The sequence below is a fragment of the Roseixanthobacter finlandensis genome (genome assembly GCF_043195105.2).
Taxonomy (GTDB): domain Bacteria; phylum Pseudomonadota; class Alphaproteobacteria; order Rhizobiales; family Xanthobacteraceae; genus NCEH01.
On sequence record NZ_CM195536.1, the window covers coordinates 2,887,355 to 2,907,540 of the forward strand.

At 65.4% G+C, this 20,186-nt stretch carries 17 protein-coding genes and 1 tRNA gene; 6 read left to right on the forward strand and 12 right to left on the reverse strand.

Features of this window, described 5'->3' with window-relative positions; translation table 11 throughout:
• Positions 1-50: 50 nt before the first annotated feature.
• The 4 genes from clpX to V5G24_RS13765 form a co-directional block, all read right to left on the reverse strand.
• Positions 51-1,319, reverse strand: a complete 1,269-nt coding sequence (gene clpX, locus V5G24_RS13750) for an ATP-dependent Clp protease ATP-binding subunit ClpX (protein ID WP_394046229.1) — start codon at positions 1,317-1,319, stop codon at positions 51-53.
• Between the two features lie 400 nt (positions 1,320-1,719).
• Entirely contained in the window at positions 1,720-2,352 is a 633-nt protein-coding gene (gene clpP / locus V5G24_RS13755; RefSeq protein WP_394082012.1) for an ATP-dependent Clp endopeptidase proteolytic subunit ClpP, read from the reverse strand.
• A 79-nt stretch (positions 2,353-2,431) separates the two neighbouring features.
• Positions 2,432-3,781 (reverse strand): trigger factor, encoded by a 1,350-nt coding sequence (gene tig / locus V5G24_RS13760; protein WP_394082125.1) that lies wholly within the window; start codon positions 3,779-3,781, stop codon positions 2,432-2,434.
• Positions 3,782-3,893: 112 nt separating this feature from the next.
• A tRNA-Leu gene (locus tag V5G24_RS13765) sits at positions 3,894-3,978 on the reverse strand.
• Between the two features lie 263 nt (positions 3,979-4,241).
• Between V5G24_RS13765 and V5G24_RS13770 the strand changes: the two genes are divergently transcribed.
• On the forward strand, positions 4,242-5,501 hold the full coding sequence (locus tag V5G24_RS13770; protein ID WP_394082010.1) for a multicopper oxidase family protein: 1,260 nt from the start codon (positions 4,242-4,244) through the stop codon (positions 5,499-5,501).
• 155 nt (positions 5,502-5,656) lie between these two features.
• On the opposite strand, the gene V5G24_RS13775 is transcribed toward V5G24_RS13770, so the two are convergent.
• Positions 5,657-7,150, reverse strand: a complete 1,494-nt coding sequence (locus V5G24_RS13775; RefSeq protein WP_394082008.1) for an NAD(P)H-hydrate dehydratase — start codon at positions 7,148-7,150, stop codon at positions 5,657-5,659.
• Between the two features lie 214 nt (positions 7,151-7,364).
• On the opposite strand from V5G24_RS13775, the gene V5G24_RS13780 reads away from it, so the two are divergent.
• Together V5G24_RS13780 and glnA are read left to right on the forward strand one after the other, a co-directional pair.
• On the forward strand, positions 7,365-7,703 hold the full coding sequence (locus V5G24_RS13780; protein ID WP_348845278.1) for a P-II family nitrogen regulator: 339 nt from the start codon (positions 7,365-7,367) through the stop codon (positions 7,701-7,703).
• A 42-nt stretch (positions 7,704-7,745) separates the two neighbouring features.
• Complete coding sequence (gene glnA / locus V5G24_RS13785; RefSeq protein ID WP_394082006.1) at positions 7,746-9,155, forward strand: type I glutamate--ammonia ligase; 1,410 nt, start codon at positions 7,746-7,748, stop codon at positions 9,153-9,155.
• Positions 9,156-9,270: 115 nt separating this feature from the next.
• Here the strand turns inward: glnA and V5G24_RS13790 are convergent, their stop codons facing one another.
• Together V5G24_RS13790 and V5G24_RS13795 are read right to left on the reverse strand one after the other, a co-directional pair.
• Positions 9,271-9,618, reverse strand: coding sequence for an AzlD domain-containing protein (locus V5G24_RS13790; protein ID WP_394082004.1), 348 nt, complete (start codon positions 9,616-9,618; stop codon positions 9,271-9,273).
• Complete coding sequence (locus V5G24_RS13795) at positions 9,615-10,391, reverse strand: AzlC family ABC transporter permease (protein ID WP_394082002.1); 777 nt, start codon at positions 10,389-10,391, stop codon at positions 9,615-9,617. Before V5G24_RS13795 ends, V5G24_RS13790 begins: the two co-directional genes overlap by 4 nt.
• A gap of 201 nt (positions 10,392-10,592) precedes the next feature.
• Between V5G24_RS13795 and pabB the strand changes: the two genes are divergently transcribed.
• Entirely contained in the window at positions 10,593-11,987 is a 1,395-nt protein-coding gene (gene pabB / locus V5G24_RS13800) for an aminodeoxychorismate synthase component I (RefSeq protein WP_394082000.1), read from the forward strand.
• Positions 11,984-12,778 (forward strand): aminotransferase class IV, encoded by a 795-nt coding sequence (locus tag V5G24_RS13805; RefSeq protein ID WP_394081998.1) that lies wholly within the window; start codon positions 11,984-11,986, stop codon positions 12,776-12,778. Before pabB ends, V5G24_RS13805 begins: the two co-directional genes overlap by 4 nt.
• Positions 12,779-12,913: 135 nt before the next feature.
• Here the strand turns inward: V5G24_RS13805 and clpA are convergent, their stop codons facing one another.
• The 3 genes from clpA to V5G24_RS13820 all read right to left on the reverse strand — a co-directional run bounded on the left by clpA (position 12,914) and on the right by V5G24_RS13820 (position 16,520).
• Entirely contained in the window at positions 12,914-15,427 is a 2,514-nt protein-coding gene (gene clpA / locus V5G24_RS13810; RefSeq protein ID WP_394081996.1) for an ATP-dependent Clp protease ATP-binding subunit ClpA, read from the reverse strand.
• A gap of 158 nt (positions 15,428-15,585) precedes the next feature.
• The gene (clpS, locus tag V5G24_RS13815; RefSeq protein WP_394069576.1) at positions 15,586-15,921 is read right to left on the reverse strand and encodes an ATP-dependent Clp protease adapter ClpS; all 336 of its coding nucleotides are present in this window, start codon (positions 15,919-15,921) and stop codon (positions 15,586-15,588) included.
• A 269-nt stretch (positions 15,922-16,190) separates the two neighbouring features.
• The gene (locus V5G24_RS13820) at positions 16,191-16,520 is read right to left on the reverse strand and encodes a phasin family protein (protein ID WP_394081994.1); all 330 of its coding nucleotides are present in this window, start codon (positions 16,518-16,520) and stop codon (positions 16,191-16,193) included.
• Between the two features lie 299 nt (positions 16,521-16,819).
• Here V5G24_RS13820 and V5G24_RS13825 point away from each other — a divergent pair, with 299 nt between their 5' ends.
• Positions 16,820-18,463: a serine hydrolase gene (locus V5G24_RS13825; RefSeq protein WP_394081992.1), complete on the forward strand. Its 1,644-nt coding sequence runs from the start codon at positions 16,820-16,822 to the stop codon at positions 18,461-18,463.
• 20 nt (positions 18,464-18,483) lie between these two features.
• Here the strand turns inward: V5G24_RS13825 and V5G24_RS13830 are convergent, their stop codons facing one another.
• Together V5G24_RS13830 and V5G24_RS13835 are read right to left on the reverse strand one after the other, a co-directional pair.
• Complete coding sequence (locus tag V5G24_RS13830; protein ID WP_394081990.1) at positions 18,484-19,221, reverse strand: J domain-containing protein; 738 nt, start codon at positions 19,219-19,221, stop codon at positions 18,484-18,486.
• 61 nt (positions 19,222-19,282) lie between these two features.
• Positions 19,283-19,990, reverse strand: coding sequence for a VWA domain-containing protein (locus V5G24_RS13835; protein WP_394081988.1), 708 nt, complete (start codon positions 19,988-19,990; stop codon positions 19,283-19,285).
• Positions 19,991-20,186 lie beyond the last annotated feature (196 nt).

Consider the following 20,186-nt stretch of genomic DNA (forward strand, 5'->3'; position numbering starts at 1 on the left):
ACACCACCCCCGCGCGCGCGGCGCGAGGGGCTTGAGCGGAATGCGGAGCGTCACGCACTGGCGCCGGCATCGCCGACACGATCGGCGTAGATATAGAGCGGCCGGGCCCCCTGCTCGACCACTTCCTTGCTGATCACCACTTCCTCCACGCCTTCAAGGCCGGGGAGGTCGAACATGGTGTCGAGCAGGATGCCTTCCATGATGGAGCGCAGGCCACGGGCGCCGGTCTTGCGTTCGATCGCCTTGCGGGCGATGGCGCCGAGGGCTTCCTCGTGGATGGTCAGGTCCACGTTCTCCATCTCGAACAGCCGCTGATACTGCTTCACCAGCGCGTTCTTGGGCTCGGACAGGATCTGCTTGAGGGCCGCCTCGTCGAGATCGCCGAGCGTCGCCAGAACCGGCAGACGGCCGATGAACTCGGGGATCAGGCCATATTTCAGCAGGTCCTCGGGCTCCACCTCGCGGAACACTTCACCCGGCCGCCGCTCTTCCACCGGCGCGACCTTGGCGCCGAAGCCGATGGAGGTGCCACCCTTGCCGCGGGTGGAGATGATCTTGTCGAGCCCGGCGAACGCGCCGCCGCAGATGAACAGGATGTTGGTGGTATCCACCTGCAGGAATTCCTGCTGGGGATGCTTGCGGCCACCCTGGGGCGGCACGGAAGCGACCGTGCCTTCCATGATCTTCAACAGCGCCTGCTGCACGCCCTCACCCGACACGTCGCGGGTAATGGAGGGATTGTCGGACTTGCGACTGATTTTGTCGATTTCGTCGATATAGACGATGCCGCGCTGCGCCCGCTCCACATTATAATCAGCGGCTTGGAGCAGCTTGAGGATGATGTTTTCCACATCCTCGCCCACATAGCCCGCTTCGGTGAGCGTGGTGGCGTCGGCCATGGTGAACGGCACGTCGAGGATGCGCGCCAGAGTCTGCGCCAGCAACGTCTTGCCCGAGCCGGTGGGCCCGATCAGCATGATGTTGGACTTGGCCAGTTCGACGTCGCCATGCTTCGTGGCGTGGTTGAGCCGCTTGTAATGGTTGTGCACGGCCACCGAGAGGACCTTCTTCGCATGCTCCTGGCCAATGACATAGTCATCCAGGACCTTGCGGATTTCCTTCGGGGTCGGAATGCCATCCCGCGACTTCACCAACGAGGATTTCGACTCCTCGCGGATGATATCCATGCACAGTTCGACACACTCGTCGCAAATAAAGACCGTAGGTCCTGCGATGAGCTTGCGGACCTCGTGCTGGCTTTTGCCGCAGAACGAGCAGTAAAGCGTGTTCTTGCTGTCGCTGCCGCCGGTCTTGCTCATCTTCTTCTCCGTCCGGTCTGCCCGTCCGCCCGCCAAGGCGCGCTGACGTTGGACCAATTCAGGACCAGACGCGGCTGAGGCCGCACCCGGAACCGTTCGGCTTTCGGCCGAAGTTCAGCCAATCACCCTCTCGCGTTGCAATCAAGGCACATGCACAGATTATGCCCAGACCGCTTGCCTGAGGATGGCATCGTCGAAAAGAGGTGAAGCTTCCCGATCGACGCAGTGACGCCACTCGACACGGCCTGCCGTGGCGGGTCCCTGAACAGTGTCCCTAGGCGGGAAGAACCACAGGGTACCGCCACAGCCGGTTCGAATGCCGGCTCATGGCCCCATGCAAGCGCGATCTTGCACTGCACGCAAGAGCCGTGCGTCCAAATGGCCCCTAAAAAGGGGCGGATCAGGCCTTGGCGGGCTCTTCCGCCGGGCGCTGGTCGAGCACGGAATCGATCAGGCCGAACTCCTTCGCGGCGGTCGCCGTCATGAAGTTGTCGCGTTCCAGGGCCTCTTCGATCTTGGCAATCGGCTGGCCCGTATGCTTCACATAAATTTCATTCAGCCGCTGCTTCAGGCTCATGATTTCCTTGGCATGCAGCATGATGTCCGTAACCTGGCCCTGGAACCCGCCTGACGGCTGGTGAACCATGATTCGCGCGTTCGGCAGCGCAAAGCGCAGGCCCTTTTCGCCAGCGGTCAGCAACAGCGAGCCCATCGAAGCCGCCTGCCCGATGCACAGCGTCGACACCGGCGGACGGATGAACTGCATGGTGTCGTAGATCGCGAGGCCCGACGTCACCACTCCACCCGGGGAGTTGATGTACATCGAGATTTCCTTCTTGGGATTCTCGGCTTCCAGGAACAGGAGCTGCGCCACCGTCAGGGTGGACATGCCGTCTTCCACCGGTCCCGTGAGGAAGATGATCCGCTCCTTCAGCAGGCGCGAATAAATGTCGTAAGAGCGTTCCCCGCGGTTGGTCTGCTCGACCACCATGGGAACCAGATAGCTGTTGTACGTCTCAATGGGGTCGCGCATCTCGCATCCTCAGGCGCGGCCACCGGGAAGGGTGCGCCGCGCGATATCGTCGCAGTGGAAGCAGGTGACGACCTGAGGCTCAGGCCGCCTTCTCGTCTTCCTCTTTATAGAGCTCTTCGCGGGAGACCGGCTTTTCGGTCACGTTGGCGAGCTCGAGGAGGAAGTCGACGACCTTCTCCTCGTACAGGGGGGCGCGGACGGAAGCCATCGCCTGCGGATTGCGGCGATAGTAATCCCACACCTGCTGTTCCTGCCCGGGAAACTGCCGCGCGCGCTCCACCACCGCACGCGTCACTTCATCGTCGCTGACCTGAATATTGTTGCGCTCACCGATTTCCGCAAGAACCAGCCCGAGCCGCACGCGACGCTCGGCGATCCGCGTATAGTCGCCGCGGGCGGCGTCCTCGGTGGTGCCTTCGTCCTCGAAGGTGCGGCCCTGGGCGGTCAGGTCCTGCTGAACCTGCTGCCACACGCCGTCGAACTCCTGCGAGACCAGGGTCGGCGGCACGTCGAACTTATGCAGCGCGTCGAGCGCGTCGAGCAGGGCGCGCTTCACCTTCTGACGGCTGGCGCCGGCATGCTCCTGGGTGATGCGGGCGCGGACCTGCTCCTTGAGCTTGTCCAGGCTCTCCTGGCCGAGGCTCTTGGCGAATTCGTCGTCCAGCACCAGTTCGCCGGGCGCCTCCACGAGTGTCGCGGTCACTTCGAACGCCGCCGCCTTGCCGGCCAGCTCGCGCGCCGCATAGGCCTCGGGGAAGGAGACGTTGACGGTGCGGGTCTCGCCGGCGGCAATGCCGAGCAGTTGCTCTTCGAAGCCGGGGATGAAGCTGTTCGAGCCGATCACCACCTGGATGCCTTCGCCCGAACCACCCTCGAACGCTTCGCCGTCGATGGTGCCGACGAAATTGGTGGTGACGCGGTCGCCATTCTCGGCGGCGCCCTGCTTCTCGCTATAGGGCCGGTTGGAATCGGCGAGCCGGTTCAGGGTCTCGTCCACTTCCGCGTCGGACACGATCGCCACCAGCTTCTCGATGGAGATGTCCTTGAAATTGCCCAGCTCGATCACCGGCAGGATCTCAAGCTCCACGGTATAGGCGAGGTCGGCCTTGCCCTCGATGACGTTGGTGACCTCGGCTTCGTCCTTCGGCAGCTCGACGCGCGGCTGGAGCGCGAGGCGGAAGCCGTGCTCCTCGACGATCTTGCCATTGGCCTCGGTCACGGCCTGCTCGATCACCTCCGCCATGACGGACTTGCCGTACACGCGCTTGAGATGGGCGACCGGCACCTTGCCGGGGCGGAAGCCGTTCAGACGCACCTGGCCCTTGAGCTCGGTCAGGCGGCCATTGGCCTTGGCATCCAGGTCCGCCGCGGGAAGCACCACGCGAAAGGCGCGCTTGAGGCCGTCGGCCTGGGTTTCGGTCACCTGCATCGTCTTGCCTTCGTTCATTTTCCGCCGCGGCGGTGTCATTCCATCAAAACTCAAAGTGCGCCGCGTCCGGCAAGGCGCATGGCGCATCCTGAAAGGGTGCGGTCCGGTGACGTGGTGCGGGCGGAGGGGCTCGAACCCCCACGACTTTCGTCACGGGAACCTAAATCCCGCGCGTCTACCAGTTCCGCCACGCCCGCGTGCCCGAAATTCACGCACTCGGGAGCCGCGCGAGACGCGCTTCTCCTGGTGCGCGACCGATTGAATCGGCACCGGCCGGGCTGGGGCTTATATCATGCTGCTGTCACCGTGCAGCAAGAAAAAGCAGCTTTGGCCGCCCGTCGCGCGGCCATCCTCGGGAATTTTCCCGCCCGTCGGCCGCGATGGTAAATCCGGCTTGCCCTTTGCCCGGCGGCAGGAGAAGGTCCGCTCCGCTCAACCGTTCAATTCCAGGAGAGCTGCCTTGCGCGTTCCGGCCCCTTCCCGTCGTGCGGTTCTCACCGGAGCCGCCGCCCTGGCGCTCAGCGTCCCGTTCGCACGCGCCGCAGGCGCCCAGCCGGCGACCCCGCCGGACACCGCGAACCGGCTCAAGGCCGCCGACGCCGTGCGCATCGAGCTTGGCGGGCAGTCCTCCATCGCTTTGTTCGGCGAATCCATTCCCGGCCCGGTGCTGCGCGTGAAGCGCGGCGCGCCGTTCGCGGTGAATGTGGAAAACACCATCGACGCGCCTCTCTCCCTGCACTGGCAGGGCGTGCGCGTTCCCAATGCGGTGGACGGCGTGCCCGGCCTGACCGGCAGCGCCATTGCCAATGGCGAGACGCGTGGCATCGCCTTTACCCCGCCCGACGCTGGCACGTTCCTCTATCGCGCCTTCGTGCCGGAGCGCGCGTCGCGCTCGCTGGTCGGCGCCTTCATCGTCGAGGAGGCGCAGCCCTCGCCCTTCTCCGCCGACCTCACGCTGCTGGTCCAGGCCTGGTCGCCCGATCCGACGATGACCGTGCCGCTGCTTACGGTGAACGGCGCCGTCTCCCCCACCCTCGAAGCCCCGGCCGGGGGGCGCGCGCGACTGCGGCTGGTCAATGCCAGCGCCCAATTCCTGCGCCTGAAGATGGGCGATGCCCCTTGCTTCGTGCTGGCGGTGGACGGCCAGCCGGTGCAGCCGTTCGCCCTGAAGGACGGTCGCGTCCAGCTCACCCCCGGCGGGCGCATCGACCTCACCCTCGATGTCGGCACCGCCGATCCCATCCGCCTGGATGTGGAAACCACCCAATTGCCGATCCAGCTCGCCCTTGTGGTGCCCGTCGGTGCCGGCAGTTCCGCCCAGGGCCAGGCGCTTCCGGCGCCGGAGGCCCTGCCCTCCAACGGCCTGCCGGAAAAGATCCCGCTGGAAAACGCCGCGCGGTTCGAAGTGCCGCTTTCCGGCGCGGCCTCGCTTTCGTCTTTCCCGAGCCTCGGCACGGTGAAGCCCGGGCAAAGCGTCGTGCTCTCGCTGGTGAACAAGCTGGAGGTGCCAGTCGCGGTGCTACTGCACGGCACGCCGGCGCGCCTCCTCGACGGCGTGGACGACGGCTGGAAGCCCTGGTGGCACGATGCCATTCCGGTCGCGCCCCGCACCACGGTGCGCGCGGCTCTTGTGGCCGGCACGGCGGGCAAATGGGCGGTCATCGGCCAGCGCGGCGGCGACGGCGCCATCGTCGCTGCCCAGTCCTACGACGTGGCCTGACCGGGCTGGCTTGAACGGGCTCGCCTGACGGGCTGGCCTGACGGGGGTGGTCTGACAGGGGTGGTCTGACAGGGGTGGTCTGACGGGGGCTCGCCTCACCGCGGCATCACACGGCGTGGGAAACCCCACGCCGCAGGGTCCTCGGTAAGAAGGCTCTAGCGAGGCGGCAGATCCGTAAAGAGCCGGCTATAGACCGCCGACAGAGCCTCCGGCAGATCGTCGGCGATGAGGCCCGCCCCGGCCTCGTTCCCGGCTTCGCCGTGCAGCCAGACCCCGGCGCTCGCGGCCTCGAACGGCGCCATGCCCTGCGCCAGCAGCCCGCCGATGAAGCCGGAGAGCACATCGCCCGAACCCGCCGTCGCCAGCATCGGCGGGGCGTTCTCGGCAATCGAGGCGCGCCCATCCGGACTGGCGACCACCGTATCTGCACCCTTCAGCACCGCCACGACCCCAAGCACGCGCGCCGCCGCCCGCGCCCGCGCGAGCTTCGACGGCGCATCCAGAACATCGGCGTGTCCACCGAACAGGCGGGCGAACTCGCCGTCATGTGGTGTGACCACCGCCCCGGCGCACCGGCCGAGCAGGCGGGCGAGGTCATCGGCGGCGCCGGCGAAGCTGGTAAGGGCATCGGCGTCCACGACCAGGCTGCGCGAAGAGCCGGCCGCCGCTTCCACAAGCTCCCGCGTCCGCGCCCCGACGCCGAGTCCCGGCCCGAGCACGATTGTGGACAGGCGTCGATCCTCCAGCAGCGCCACCAGGTCCGCCGGCACGTCGCATGGGCGCATCATGACGGCGGCATAGGAGGCGGCATGGATCGCCAGCGCCTCGCTCGGACAGGCGATGGTGACGAGCCCCGCCCCGGCCCGCAGCGCCCCGCGCCCCGACAGCCGCGCCGCGCCCGCCGTCCAGGCGCCGCCGCTGACGACAACCGCATGCCCGCGCGCATATTTGTGGCCCATCGTACCCGGAACGGGAAAATGCGCGCCCCAGGCGGCCGGCGCATTCACGCTGGTGCGGGGCCTGATGGTTTCGAGCACGGTGTCGGGAATGCCGATATCCGCCACCCGCACCCGGCCGCACAGCGCGCGGCCCGGTAGCAGCAGATGACCGGGCTTGCGGCGGAAGAAGGTGACCGTCTCAACCGCCGGCGCCGCCGCGCCCCGCACCGCACCGGTGGCGCCATCCAGGCCCGAGGGCAGATCCACCGCAACGATGGGCTTACCGCTCGCCGCCATGCGCTCCACCAGGGCGCGCGCGGCACCGTCGAGATCGCGGGCGAGGCCGGCGCCGAACAGGGCGTCGACGATCAGATCGCCCGCCCCGAGATCCAGGGTGGCGGGGTCCTCCACCGGGCCGCTCCAGCGCGCGGCGGCGCCGGCCGCATCGCCCTTCAGCGCGGCGCGATCCCCCAGCAGGGCGAGGCGGACGCGAAAGCCACGCTGCTTCAGCACGCGCGCCGCGACGAACCCGTCGCCGCCATTGTTTCCCGGCCCGCACAGGATCGTGATCCGCGTCGAAAGCGCCTGCCGGGCGACCGTATCGGCTACGGCGGTGCCGGCCCGCTCCATGAGCACGCTGCCTGCGATTCCGGCAGCCATGGCCAGTTGGTCGGCCCGACCCATCTCCGCGGGGTCCAGAAGCTCGATCATTTTGGTCTCCATCGCCCCGTGCCTAATTCCCATCCATTAACTGTCGATACGCGCATTAAACATTGCCTATTATTTACTCATTCCGTCTATTTTTTAGTCACAGTTGCCAATGGCCAGGGAAGAGGTCATGTATTGCCGCGCATGGCACGCATCCTGCTTAAGGGGAAACCGGCTCGGCCAGTTGCCGGTGGGACGGGCCAGGGAGACGGAGCGCATGAAAAAGATCGAGGCCATCATTAAACCCTTCAAGCTCGACGAGGTGAAGGAGGCGCTGCAAGATGTCGGTCTCCAGGGCATCACCGTCACCGAGGCGAAGGGCTTCGGGCGCCAGAAGGGCCATACCGAGCTCTATCGTGGAGCCGAATATGTGGTCGATTTCCTCCCGAAAGTGAAAATCGAGGTGGTTATCGCCGACGACATGGTCGAAAAAGCCGTGGACGCGATTCGTCGCGCCGCGCAGACCGGCCGCATCGGTGACGGCAAGATCTTCGTCTCCAACATTGAGGAAGCGATCCGCATCCGTACGGGCGAATCTGGTCTCGACGCCATTTGATAAAGTACCAAGAATAGTACTAGAGGAAAGGCACTTACCAGCATGTCTACGGTCAAGGATGTCTTCGACTCCATCAAGAACAACGACGTCAAATACGTCGATCTGCGCTTCACCGACCCGCGCGGGAAGTGGCAGCATGTGACCTTCGACCTCTCCATGGTTGACGAAGACCTGTTCAGCGAAGGCACCGCCTTCGACGGGTCGTCCATCGCCGGTTGGAAGGCCATCAACGAATCCGACATGCAGCTCCTGCCCGATCCGGCAACCGCCTGCATCGACCCCTTCTTCTCCGAAACCACCATGTCGATCGTGTGCGACGTGCTGGAGCCCACCACCGGCGAGCCCTATGCGCGCGACCCGCGCGGCATCGCGAAGAAGGCCGAAGCCTACGCGAAGTCCACCGGTATCGGCGATGCGGTCTATTTCGGCCCCGAGGCCGAATTCTTCATTTTCGACGACGTGCGCTTCAAGGCCGACCCGTACAACACGGGTTTCAAGCTCGATTCCGTCGAGTTGCCCTCCAATGGCGACACCGAATATGAAGGCGGCAATCTCGGCCACCGCATCAAGACCAAGGGCGGCTATTTCCCGGTGCCCCCGCTCGACAGCGCGCAGGACATGCGCTCCGAGATGCTCGGCGCCATGGCCAAGATGGGCGCCAAGGTGGAAAAGCACCACCACGAAGTCGCCTCCGCCCAGCACGAATTGGGCCTGAAGTTCGGCCCGCTCGTCACCATGGCCGACCATCTGCAGATCTATAAGTATTGCATCCACCAGGTCGCCAACATCTATGGCAAGACCGCGACCTTCATGCCGAAGCCGGTGTTCGGCGACAACGGCTCGGGCATGCACGTGCACCAGTCCATCTGGAAGGACGGCAAGCCCCTGTTCGCTGGCGACAAATATGCCGACCTCAGCCAGGAATGCCTGTGGTATATCGGCGGCATCATCAAGCATGCCAAGTCGCTGAACGCCTTCACCAACCCGCTGACCAATTCCTACAAGCGGCTGGTGCCCGGCTATGAAGCCCCGGTTCTGCTCGCCTATTCCGCGCGCAACCGTTCGGCCTCCTGCCGCATCCCCTACACCAACAATCCCAAGGCCAAGCGCGTGGAAGTGCGCTTCCCCGATCCGGGCGCGAACCCCTATCTCGCCTTCGCGGCCCTGTTCATGGCCGGCATGGACGGCATCCTGAACCGCATCGATCCCGGCGCGGCCATGGACAAGGACCTGTACGACCTGCCTCCGGCGGAGCTGAAGCAGATCCCGACCGTCTGCGGTTCGCTGCGCGAAGCGCTGAAGTCGCTGGAAGATGACAATGCCTATCTCCAGAAGGGCGGCGTCTTCGCTCCGGACTTCATTGAAGCCTATATCGATCTCAAGATGACCGAAGTGATGCGTTTCGAAATGACGCCGCACCCGGTTGAATTCGAGATGTATTATTCGGTCTGAGGCCGATCCGGCCGACGGTCCGCCGCCGGTCTCTTTTCAGATGTGACCCTCCCGGCTGGGGCGCCCAAGTGGCGCCCCTTCTTTTTGGCGAGCCGCGCCCGGGCGGCGAGAGGTCTCAGCCCAGAAACCACCAGGCGCCGCCCAGCAGCATCGCTTCGCCGGCGAGCGCCCCGAGCAGGATCGAGCGGCGGCAGGCGAAGAAGACGGCGACCCCGACCGCGACGCTGGCGAGCCGCAGGGACAACGGCATCTCGGCCAGCGCGCCAGCAGGGGTGAAGATCAGCCGGCCGACCACCGCCGCCAGCAAAGCCGTCGCCACCGCCTTGACCCAGCGGAATAATTCGCTGCCCTCCTGCACCTTGCGGCCGGCCACCATGGCCAGCGCCCGCCACACTTCGGTGGGCAGGAAGCCGACCAGTATCACCACCAGGATCGCGGCCGCTTCGCCAGAAAGCGTGCTCATGCGCGCCTCCGCAGAAAGCGCCCGATGAGATAGGCCACCGTGCCCCCGCCGATGCCGCTGATCATGAGGTCCGCGCCGCCGGACAGCCCGACCACGAACGGCACGCTCAGCAGGCCGGCGGCGAGCGCGAGCCAATCCATCAGATCATGGCCGGCATTGCGGATCATCATCAGCGAGAACGACACCGGCGTCAGGAACAGAAGCCCGGCCGCGAGGATCGGCGGCAATTCGCCCGCGAGGAAGAAACCCACCGCCGTGCCGGCGAGGCTGACGGCGAGCAGCGCATTGCCGAGCCCGAGCGCGAACGCGACGCGCCCTTCTCCCGGAATCTTGGGCAACAGGCGCAGCCCCTCCACCCAGAAGGTCATGGCGACATAATGGGAGCACAGCAGCTCCGCCCAGAAATTGCGCCTGTGCCCGCGCAGGAAGGGCGCGATCGCCACGGCCATGGGCAGTAGCCGCAATGAGGACAGGCCGATGGCGAGGGCGAGGGCCGGCAATGCGGTTCCCGCCCCGATGCCGCCTGCCAGGATCACCTGCGCCGGAAGCGCCCAGATCAGGAGCGTGGAGAGCATGCCGGCGAAGAACGGGAAGCCGACGCCATGCAGCAGGCCGCCCAGGCCGACATAGCCGGCAAACAGCACCACGCCGGGAACGGAGATGGCATGCCGCGCGCCGCGCCCGACCCAGGCGAGGGGCGACAGCGTCTCAAGGGATTCGACATCGGGCGGGAGCGGTGGCGGTACGGCCGGGGGGGAGACGGGGGGCGGCACGGGCGGCTTCTTGTCCGTTCTGGAGTGCGTTCCGGGCAAATTAGCATCACATGCCGGGGTGGCGTCTGCATCCTTTGCAGGGCTCGCGAAATCGCCATGCGAGATACCCGCCGGCACCGGGCGGCCCGGGCGCATGTCTTTCGCCTCCAGCCGTTAGGGCCTAGAAGGAATGGCGTCTTCTCCAGCTTTCCAGCGAGTCCCGTGCGCGTCGTTCCCTTTCCCTATGCCGATCCGGTGGCGCTGTTCGAGACCTTCGCGGGAGAGCCTTTCGCGGCCCTGCTCCACAGCGGCGCGCGCGATGGCGAACGCGGGCGCTATTCCTATATCGCCGCCGATCCATTCCTGCGCATCGCCGCTGACGAACGCGGCGTGCGGATCGATGGGGCCGCGCTGGATCTTGATCCATTCACCGCCCTTGAACGTGCGCTCGATCGCTTTGCCCTGCCGCAGGGCGAAAGCCCGGTGCCCTTCGCCACCGGGGCTGTGGGATTCATATCCTACGAGCTGGGGCGCCATCTGGAGCGGCTTCCCGCGCCGAAGCGGAGCCCCGCGCCGTTTCCCGAAATGCTCTTTGGTCTCTACGACACGGTGCTCGCCTTCGATCATCAGCAAGAGGCGGCCTATGTGCTGTCGTGCGGCCTTCCCGAACCTGAGGGTCCGGCGCGTCGGGCGCGGGCGCAAGCGCGGGCCGACCATATGCTGGCCCGCCTCGCCTACGCCCCTCCCCGGCGCCGCGCCGCGGACTGGACGGCCCGCACCTCCTGGACGCCCATGCAGCCGCGCGCGGAAGTCGAAGCCGGCATCGCCCGCGTGATCGAATATATCCGCGCCGGCGACATCTTTCAGGCCAACCTCACCCAGGCCATGCTGGCGCAGCGTCCTGCCGGCCTCCCTGATTATGAGCTCTATCTGCGCCTGCTGGAGCTGAGCCCCGCGCCCTTCTCCGCTCTGCTCACGGGGGATGGCACGCACGCGGTCATCAGCGCCTCGCCGGAACGCTTCCTGCGCATTACCGCTGAAGGGAAGGTGGAGACGCGCCCCATCAAGGGCACGCGCCCCCGCGATCCCGACCCCGCCCGCGACGCGGCCAACGCCGCCGCCTTGCTGGCGAGCCCAAAGGACCGGGCGGAAAACCTGATGATCGTCGATCTCATGCGCAACGATCTGAGCCGGGTGTCGTGCATCGGCAGCGTCGGCGTGCCGGTCCTGAACGGGCTGGAGACCTTCGCGTCGGTCCATCATCTGGTGTCGGTGGTGGAAAGCCGGCTGCGTCCGGGCATCCGCCCGGTGGATGTGCTGCGCGCCTGCTTTCCCGGCGGCTCCATCACCGGCGCGCCGAAGATCCGCGCCATGGAGATCATTCACGAGCTGGAGCCCCTGCCGCGCGGCATCTATTGCGGCGCCATCGGCTGGATTGGGTTCGACGGGGCGATGGACACCTCGATCGTCATCCGCACGCTCGCGCGCTCCGGCGAGACTCTGATCGCCCAGGCAGGTGGCGGCATCGTCGCGGATTCGGTGCCGGCGGACGAATATGAGGAAAGCATGGTCAAGATCACGCCCCTGCTACGGGCGGTTTCGGGGGAGCCGACATGATCCTATGGCTGAACGGGGCGCTCGTGGAACACGGCGCAGCGCGCATCGCACCCGATGATCGCGGCTTCACCCTCGGTGACGGCCTGTTCGAGACCGTGCGCGTCAAGAATGGTGCGCTATGGCATCTGCATGCCCATCTGGCGCGTCTCGCCGCCGGAGCGCAGGTGCTGGGCCTGCCGTTGCCGCAAGTGGATTTCAACGCGGCGGCGCTCGCGGTTCTGGAGAAAAACGGGCTTTCCGACGGTGTGGTGCGCATCACGCTGAGCCGAGGTTCGGGACCGCGCGGCGTGCTGCCGCCGGCCGCGCCCGAACCCACGGTGCTGATCACCGCCGCGCCCGCCCCACCGCCGGCGCCGCCGGCTCGGCTGATCATCGCCCGTGTCACACGACGCAACGAGCTGTCGCCGCTGCATGCCGTGAAATCGCTGAATTACCTGGACAATATTCTCGCCCGCCAGGAAGCCGCGGCGCGGGGGGCGGACGATGCCCTGTTGCTCAATACGCGCGGACGGGTGGCGGAAAGCACCATCGCGAACCTGTTCGTGGTGATCGGCAACATGCTGTTGACGCCGCCCGTGTGCGAAGGCGCCCTGCCCGGCATCATGCGCGCGGAGGTGCTGCGCGAGCACGGCAGCGAAATGAACCTGAGCGAAGAGGATCTGGCGCAGGCGCAGGAAATCTTCCTCACCAGCAGCCTCGGCATCCGCTCCGTTTCGCATTTGGAGGGGCGGCAGCTTCCCGCCACTTATCCGGTGGCGGCGAGCTTACGCGTGTCGCTCGGCCTCCTTTGAGGTGGGCGAGGAAGGCGGCGTGCGTCGCCGGTCTCGGGCGCGGCACGGGCACGTGGTACCTTCAAGCAAGTGGCACCTTCAAAAAAACGGGCGGCCACTGGCCGCCCGCTTCGCATTCATCCCACCCGCTTCGGCTCACGCCTTGACGAGCGGCACCTTGGGCACATGGCTGCCACGCCGCGGGCCGGAACCCGTGGTGCCGCCGCCCCCACCGCCGCCGCCGGAACGCGGCGTCTTCGGCGCGGCCTTGGAACCGCCCTTGGGTCCGCCGGAGCGTGAAGCCCCCGGCTTGGCCGACGCCGTTTCCGCCTTGCGGCGCGGGGCACGCTTGGCCGGCGCGGGCACAATCTTGTCCGGCTTCGGCGTCACGGGGCCATCCGGGAATTCAAAGCCGAGCTTCGATTCCTTGCCGGTCCCCTGCACCACCACCAGCACATGGCCACCGCCCTTGAGCCGGCCGAACAGAACCTCGTCGGCCAGCGGCGTCTTGATATATTCCTGGATCACCCGCGCCATGGGGCGAGCGCCCATCTGCTCGTCATAGCCGCGCTCCACCAGCCAAGCGGTCGCCTCGTCGGACAGTTCGATGGTGACATTGCGGTCCGCAAGCTGGGCTTCCAGCTGAAGGACGAACTTCTCCACCACCTGCCCGATCACCTCGTGCGGCAGATGCGCGAAGGTCACCACCGCATCGAGACGATTGCGGAATTCCGGTGCAAACGTACGGTTGATGGCCTCAATGTCGTCGCCCGAACGCTTGGTCCGGGTGAAGCCATAGGCCTCCTTCGACAGGTCCGCCGCACCCGCATTGCTGGTCATGATCAGGATCACGTTGCGGAAATCCACGGTCTTGCCGTTGTGATCCGTGAGCTTCCCGTGGTCCATGACCTGGAGCAGGATGTTGAACAGGTCCGGATGGGCCTTCTCGATCTCGTCCAGCAGCAGCACACAATGCGGGGTCTGGTCGACGCCGTCGGTCAGCAGGCCGCCCTGGTCGAAGCCGACGTAGCCGGGAGGCGCGCCGATCAGCCGCGAGACCGTGTGGCGCTCCATATATTCCGACATGTCGAAGCGCAGCAGGTTCACCCCGAGGATGGAGGCGAGCTGCTTGGCCACTTCCGTCTTACCGACGCCGGTGGGGCCGGAGAACAGATAAGAGCCGATGGGCTTCTCCGGTTCCCGCAGCCCGGCGCGCGCCAGCTTGATTGACGCTGAAAGCGCCTCGATGGCCTTGTTCTGGCCATAGACCACGCGCTTCAGCGTGCTTTCCAGATGGGCGAGCACTTCGGCATCGTCCTTGGAGACGGTCTTGGGCGGGATGCGGGCCATGGTCGCGATCGTGGCCTCGATTTCCTTCAGGCCGATGATCTTCTTGCGCCGGCTCTCGGGCATCAGCATCTGCGCCGCGCCGCTCTCGTCGATGACGTCGATCGCCTTGTCGGGCAGCTTGCGGTCGTGGATGTAGCGCGCGGACAACTCCACCGCGGCCTTGATGGCCTCGTTGGTGTAGCGCAGCTTGTGATAGTCCTCAAAATAGGGCTTGAGGCCCTTCAGGATCTCGATCGTGTCGGGCACAGTGGGTTCCGCCACGTCGATCTTCTGGAACCGCCGCACCAGGGCGCGGTCCTTCTCGAAATACTGGCGATATTCCTTATAGGTGGTCGAGCCCATGCACCGCAGCGTGCCGGAGGCGAGCGCCGGCTTCAGCAGATTGGACGCATCCATGGCCCCGCCCGAGGTCGCACCGGCGCCGATGACCGTGTGGATCTCGTCGATGAACATGATGGCGTTGGGATAGGCCTCGATCTCCTTCACCACCTGCTTCAGCCGCTCCTCGAAATCGCCGCGATAGCGGGTTCCGGCGAGCAGCGCGCCCATGTCGAGCGAGAAGATGGTGGCGGTCGCGAGCACTTCCGGGACGTCGCCATTGATGATGCGCCGCGCAAGGCCCTCGGCGATGGCGGTCTTGCCGACGCCGGGATCGCCCACGAACAGCGGATTGTTCTTCTGCCGGCGGCAGAGAACCTGGATCGTGCGCTGGATTTCCTTGTCGCGGCCGATGAGGGGGTCGATCTTTCCCTCATGCGCCTTCTTGTTGAGGTTGACGCAATAAGCGTCGAGGGCATCAGCCTTTTTCTTGGTGTCGTCTCCGGATTTCGTCTCGGTCTCCTCTTCAGCGCCGCGCACCGGCCGGCTCTCCGAAAGGCCGGCACGCTTCGCGATGCCGTGGGAAATATAATTGACCGCATCGTACCGCGTCATGTCCTGCTCCTGCAGGAAATAGGCGGCATGGCTCTCGCGCTCGGCAAAAATGGCGACCAGCACGTTGGCGCCGGTCACTTCCTCGCGCCCCGACGACTGGACATGGATGACCGCGCGCTGAATGACGCGCTGGAAGCCGGCGGTGGGCTTGGAATCGTCGCCGGCGGCCTGGATCAAATTCTCCAGCTCGCTGTCCACATATTCGATGAGATTACGGCGCAGCTTGTCGAGATCGACGTTGCACGCCCGCATGACGGCTGCAGCGTCCTGATCGTCGACCAAAGACAGCAGCAAATGCTCGAGCGTCGCGTATTCATGGTGGCGCTCATTGGCAAGGGCGAGCGCCCGGTGAAGCGATTGTTCGAGGCTGCGTGAGAAAGTTGGCATCTAGACCTCTATCTCGTGCGCCACCCGAAGCCCGGAACGTCCGTCGGCTTCGTTTGCGCACGCGCTCCTTCAAACTTTGTACCGGCTCTCAGATTACGCAAGAGCCTTGCCTGAACATCTCCATCACCAATTTGAGACGCCAACCGACGCGAATGCACCTATTTTTTTTCCATCACACATTGCAGAGGATGTTGGTGTTTGCGGGCGAAGTCCATCACCTGCGTCACTTTTGTCTCGGCGACCTCATAGGTGAACACGCCACATTCGCCGACACCGTTTTGGTGGACGTGCATCATGATGGTGTTGGCCTCCTCGCGCCCCTTGTTGAAGAAGCGCTCGAGGACGTGGACCACGAATTCCATGGGGGTGTAGTCGTCGTTCAGCAGCAGGACGCGATAGAGGCTGGGCCGCTTGGTCTGCGTCTTCGTGCGGGTGATGACGGCAGTGCCGGGATTGTCGCCGCCGCCACGGCGCGGCGGTTCGCCTGCGGCCATCGCCGGCGCATAAGCCGGACGCCCCGTGCGTGACGGGGAACGGGAAAGGGCGGGACGGGAAGAGGACTGCATCATTTCATCGGCATCCGTGCCAGGTTTTGACGGACCGCGCAGATGCGGCCGGGCGTCGGGCACGTGCCAGATAATAGGAACGGGGGCCCGGCAATGCCAGACCGCCGTTGGTCATAGGCTTCAAAATGACGCCTCTCGGCCCACTTTGGAAAGCCACACGAAAGGCTCCCGTGGGAGCCTAAGCGTGTCGGACGCGATCACTGAACCTTGGCGAAGGCGCTCTCGTACGGCTTGTAGGCTTCCTTGGCGAGGTCCTTGTACAGCTCGCCGAGCTTGGTGGTTTCCGCCACCAGGCCTTCGTACGCGGTCTTCAGGTAGGACTGCTGGATCTCGACGGCCTGCTCGAGCGTCTTGGCGCTCATCAGCTTCTCGAGAGTTGCGGTGCCGAGCTCGAACGAGCTCTTGGTGTAGTCGGCGATTTCAAGGGCGATCGCCTGGGCGCTCTTGGAGAAGGTGCCGAAGCTCTTCATGGCGAGTTCGACGTTTTCCTTACCGAGCTTCTGGAAGTCTTCGATATTCTGGGCCATGGGTGTCCTCATTGCGTTTGTTAAGGCTGCCACTCATTAAGTCCGGTGCGGTGGGCCATTCGGAGCCGCCCCAGTTGCATTAAGATGCATCGCAACAAAGACGTCAACAAAATTGTGCAGTGCACCATGCCTCATTTTGGCTTGGTTTACGGGTTGGTAACCGCGGGTTTTTAGGCTGTAGCCAGTCATTCCCCGGTTCATGGACCCGAGCCCTCCTGAATTTTCGTGCTCTCGCGCGAGATTGAGATGCTCCACTCCAGGCCGACCCTTTCCTGGACTGACCCACGGGACACGGTTTCATGCGTATTGCGATCGCGAACGGCTCCTTCTCCGCCAAGCTCGTCGCGGCGGCCCTTGCCGCAGTGATGGTGATGGCGTCAACGGGTGTTGACGCAAAGCCTCGCAAGCATAAGAGCGCCCATGCCCAGTCGCAGAGCAAGAAGGCATCCGCGAGCAAGTCCGATGACACTACCGGCTCCGGGTGGAAAACCGGCACGGCCGCCATCATCGTGGATGGCAATACCGGAAAGGTCCTCTACGAGGATAAGGCGGACGCTCTGCGTCACCCTGCCTCACTCACCAAGGTGATGACCCTCTATCTCCTGTTCGAGCAGATGGAGGCCGGGCGCCTGAACCTCAACAGCGAAATGGTGGTCTCGGCGCGGGCCGCCGCCCAGTCGCCGTCCAAGCTGAATGTCCGCGCGGGGTCGACCATCGATGTCGAGGACGCGATCAAGGCGATCGTGACTCGCTCGGCCAACGACGTCGCCGTGGTGATCGCGGAAACCGTCGGCGGGACCGAGGAAAGATTCGCCGACATGATGACGCGCAAAGCCCATGCCCTCGGCATGTCGCGCACCAATTTCGAGAATGCCAACGGCCTGCCCAATCCGCGCCAAGTGACCACCGCCCGCGACCTCTCCATCCTGGGCCGGGCGATCCAGGAGCGCTTCCCACGCGAATACAAATATTTCTCTACCCGCAGCTTTACCTACAAAGGCGAGACCATCGGCAATCACAACCGCCTGTTGGGTCGCGTCGAGGGCGTGGATGGGATCAAGACCGGCTACACCCGCGCCTCCGGCTTTAACCTTCTCACCTCGCTGCATCGCGACGATCGCTACCTCATCGGGGTGGTGCTTGGCGGCTCCAGCGGTGCCTCTCGCGATAACCGCATGGCAAGCCTGATCGCCAACAATTACAATCGTGCCTATGCCGGGAACCGTACGGCGCCCCGGATCACGGAAACCGCCGCGCTGGATGATGACGGGCCGGTGCCGGTTCCCGTCGCTGCCCCCGCCGAGCGCGAAGCCTCCGGCCCTATTGCCCCGCTGCCCGAGCCGCAGCGCCTCGCCTATGCGGCACCGGATCCGGTGACCACGGCCAGCCTGCCGCGCGGGCCCGCCCCCGGCTCCGCCGCGCCCATCAGACCGGTGGCCGTGAAGACGGTCGCGATCCAGCGGCTTACTACGCCCCTGACCGCGCCGGCCTTCGTCCCCAAAGGCACGCTCGGCTATATCGGCTCGAACGGAACGCCTATTCCGCCTTCCCCGATCCAAGTTGCAGAACCCGCGCGCGTGCAGGCGGAACCGATCCGCACAGCCTCCGCCGGCCCCATAGAATTGCCGGACACCTTCGGCCCTTCGCCCAATGAGGCTGTGGCACGGCCCGTCCCCGCGCAGCAGACGCAGCCCCACCATTCGGGCTGGGGCATTCAGATCGGCGCCTTCGGTGCGGAAAAGGAAGCGCGGGCAAGGCTGGATGTCGCGCAAGCGAAAGCCAAGAGCCTTTTGGGCCAAGCCGATGGATTTACGCAGAAAGTCTCAAAGGGCTCGACGGATCTCTACCGCGCCCGCTTTGCCGGCCTTGATGAAAAAGGAGCGAAGGAAGCCTGCCGTTTACTGCAACGCAATGATTTCGCCTGCATGATTTTCCGCAATTGATGTAGTGCGTTTGGAGAGAATCAGCGATGTTTGTTGAGAATGACATCTTTCGCTTGATTCACCCTCGCAGCAAGATAACTGGATCCGCCATGATCGGGGTGGAGCTTTTTCATCAAGGCACGATGCGCGGTGCGAACCGCAGCTTCGCCAGCCCCCGGTTCAAGCCCAAGTATTTGATGGGCTTCCTCTTCCGTCATCGCGCTGTTGCGCGCACTCATATTGTTTCCGCTCCCGCTCCTGCCACCCGCATTGGTCTGCGAGTCTTCACGCCATGCGGGCGCCCTGCGGTCGAGATAAGCTTCGATTAGGGCCAGCGACTGGGCATCGAGCCCGCCGCGCAACGCCAGAAGCTCGGGAACCGCGAGATCATCCAGCGAGACGCCCACGCGCGGACCGGCGATGACCCGTCCGGTCAGGATGCCGGTGTCGTGGTTCAGCTCCATCTCGAACATCGGCGAGGACACCCGTGAGACGCGCGGCGCCCGTGATCCGGTGAACCGGCCCTGGCCGAACAGACCGGAGAACCAGCCGCCGATCCCGCCTCCGTTCACCTGCGCCAGCAGCCCGGCGCCCAGCATCGCGAGCGGAACCGCCGCCGCGAACCGCCCGGTCACCAAAGAGAAGGCCGCGCCGCCGAGCATCAGATAGCCCGCGATCTTGTAGAGTGCGGTCGCAAGCGCCCGGGGCGAGGCTTTGGTCCACAGCTTCAGCGCGCAAAGGCCCAGCAGCAGCAGAAGCGCTCCCGCAATCAAAGTCACCACACGCGCTCTCCCATGAGGGTCTTGCCCTTAAGTATCATGTCAGGGCCGGATCGGCCGGTCATTGGCCCATGGCCGAAAGCAGCCGCACCGCCCCTGCCTCCCGCCCCGCCAGAAGGGCTTGCCGGCCGCCGGCGGCATAGGCGGCCACCGCCCGCAGCAGGGCGCGCAATTCCTCATCCGCGCCAGGGCGAAACCGGCACCAGGCCCCGGAAGTCAGGCGCGCCAGTTCCTTGAATACGGCTTCCACCTGCCGGTCCTCGCCTTCCTGGAACAGAAACAGGCGCACGCCCAGCACGGCGAGTTCCCCCGCCTTCGCGGCGAGGGCGTCGGGATTTTCCTCCACGGCGTCCCCCACGAACACGGCCGCCTTCAGCCCAGAGCGCTGCGCCTCCTTGGCGAGATGGCCGAGCACGCGGGAGATCTGCGTATGCCCGCCCTGGCAGGCGATGGCGCCCATCAAAGCGCCGAGCCGCGCGGGGTCGGATACCCAGGGCGAGGCGCGGCATTCCGAAAGGCCACGATAATAGATCAACTGAACATCGAGCCCGCCCAGATCGGCGGCGGCGGAAAACAGATCGCCCTGGAGGCGGCAGGCGAGATCCCAGGTCGGCTGACGCGAAAAGGTCGCATCCATGGCAAAGGCAAGCCGGCCGCGCTGCCCATCGGCCCGCGTCGGCCCAAGGTCGCGCGCGGCGGCGAGGAAGGCCGCAAGTTCCGCCTCGCTGGCGGACCCTGCAGGCGTCAGGGGCTTCTTGGGTCCGCTCATGGGGCGAAAGTCCCGTGCATCGGGCCGGGTCGGCAAGGCGGAAGGGAATCCTGATCCATCCTTAGCAAAATAGGCGTTCTCGCGCCCGGCACCAGAGGGTGCGAAGCGATGACCGCCCTGCCGCGATCGCGCGGTTGACCCGCAGGTTTCCGGCGCTAGGGTCTGCGCCGCAAAAAGAATGGCGGGCGGTTGCGGC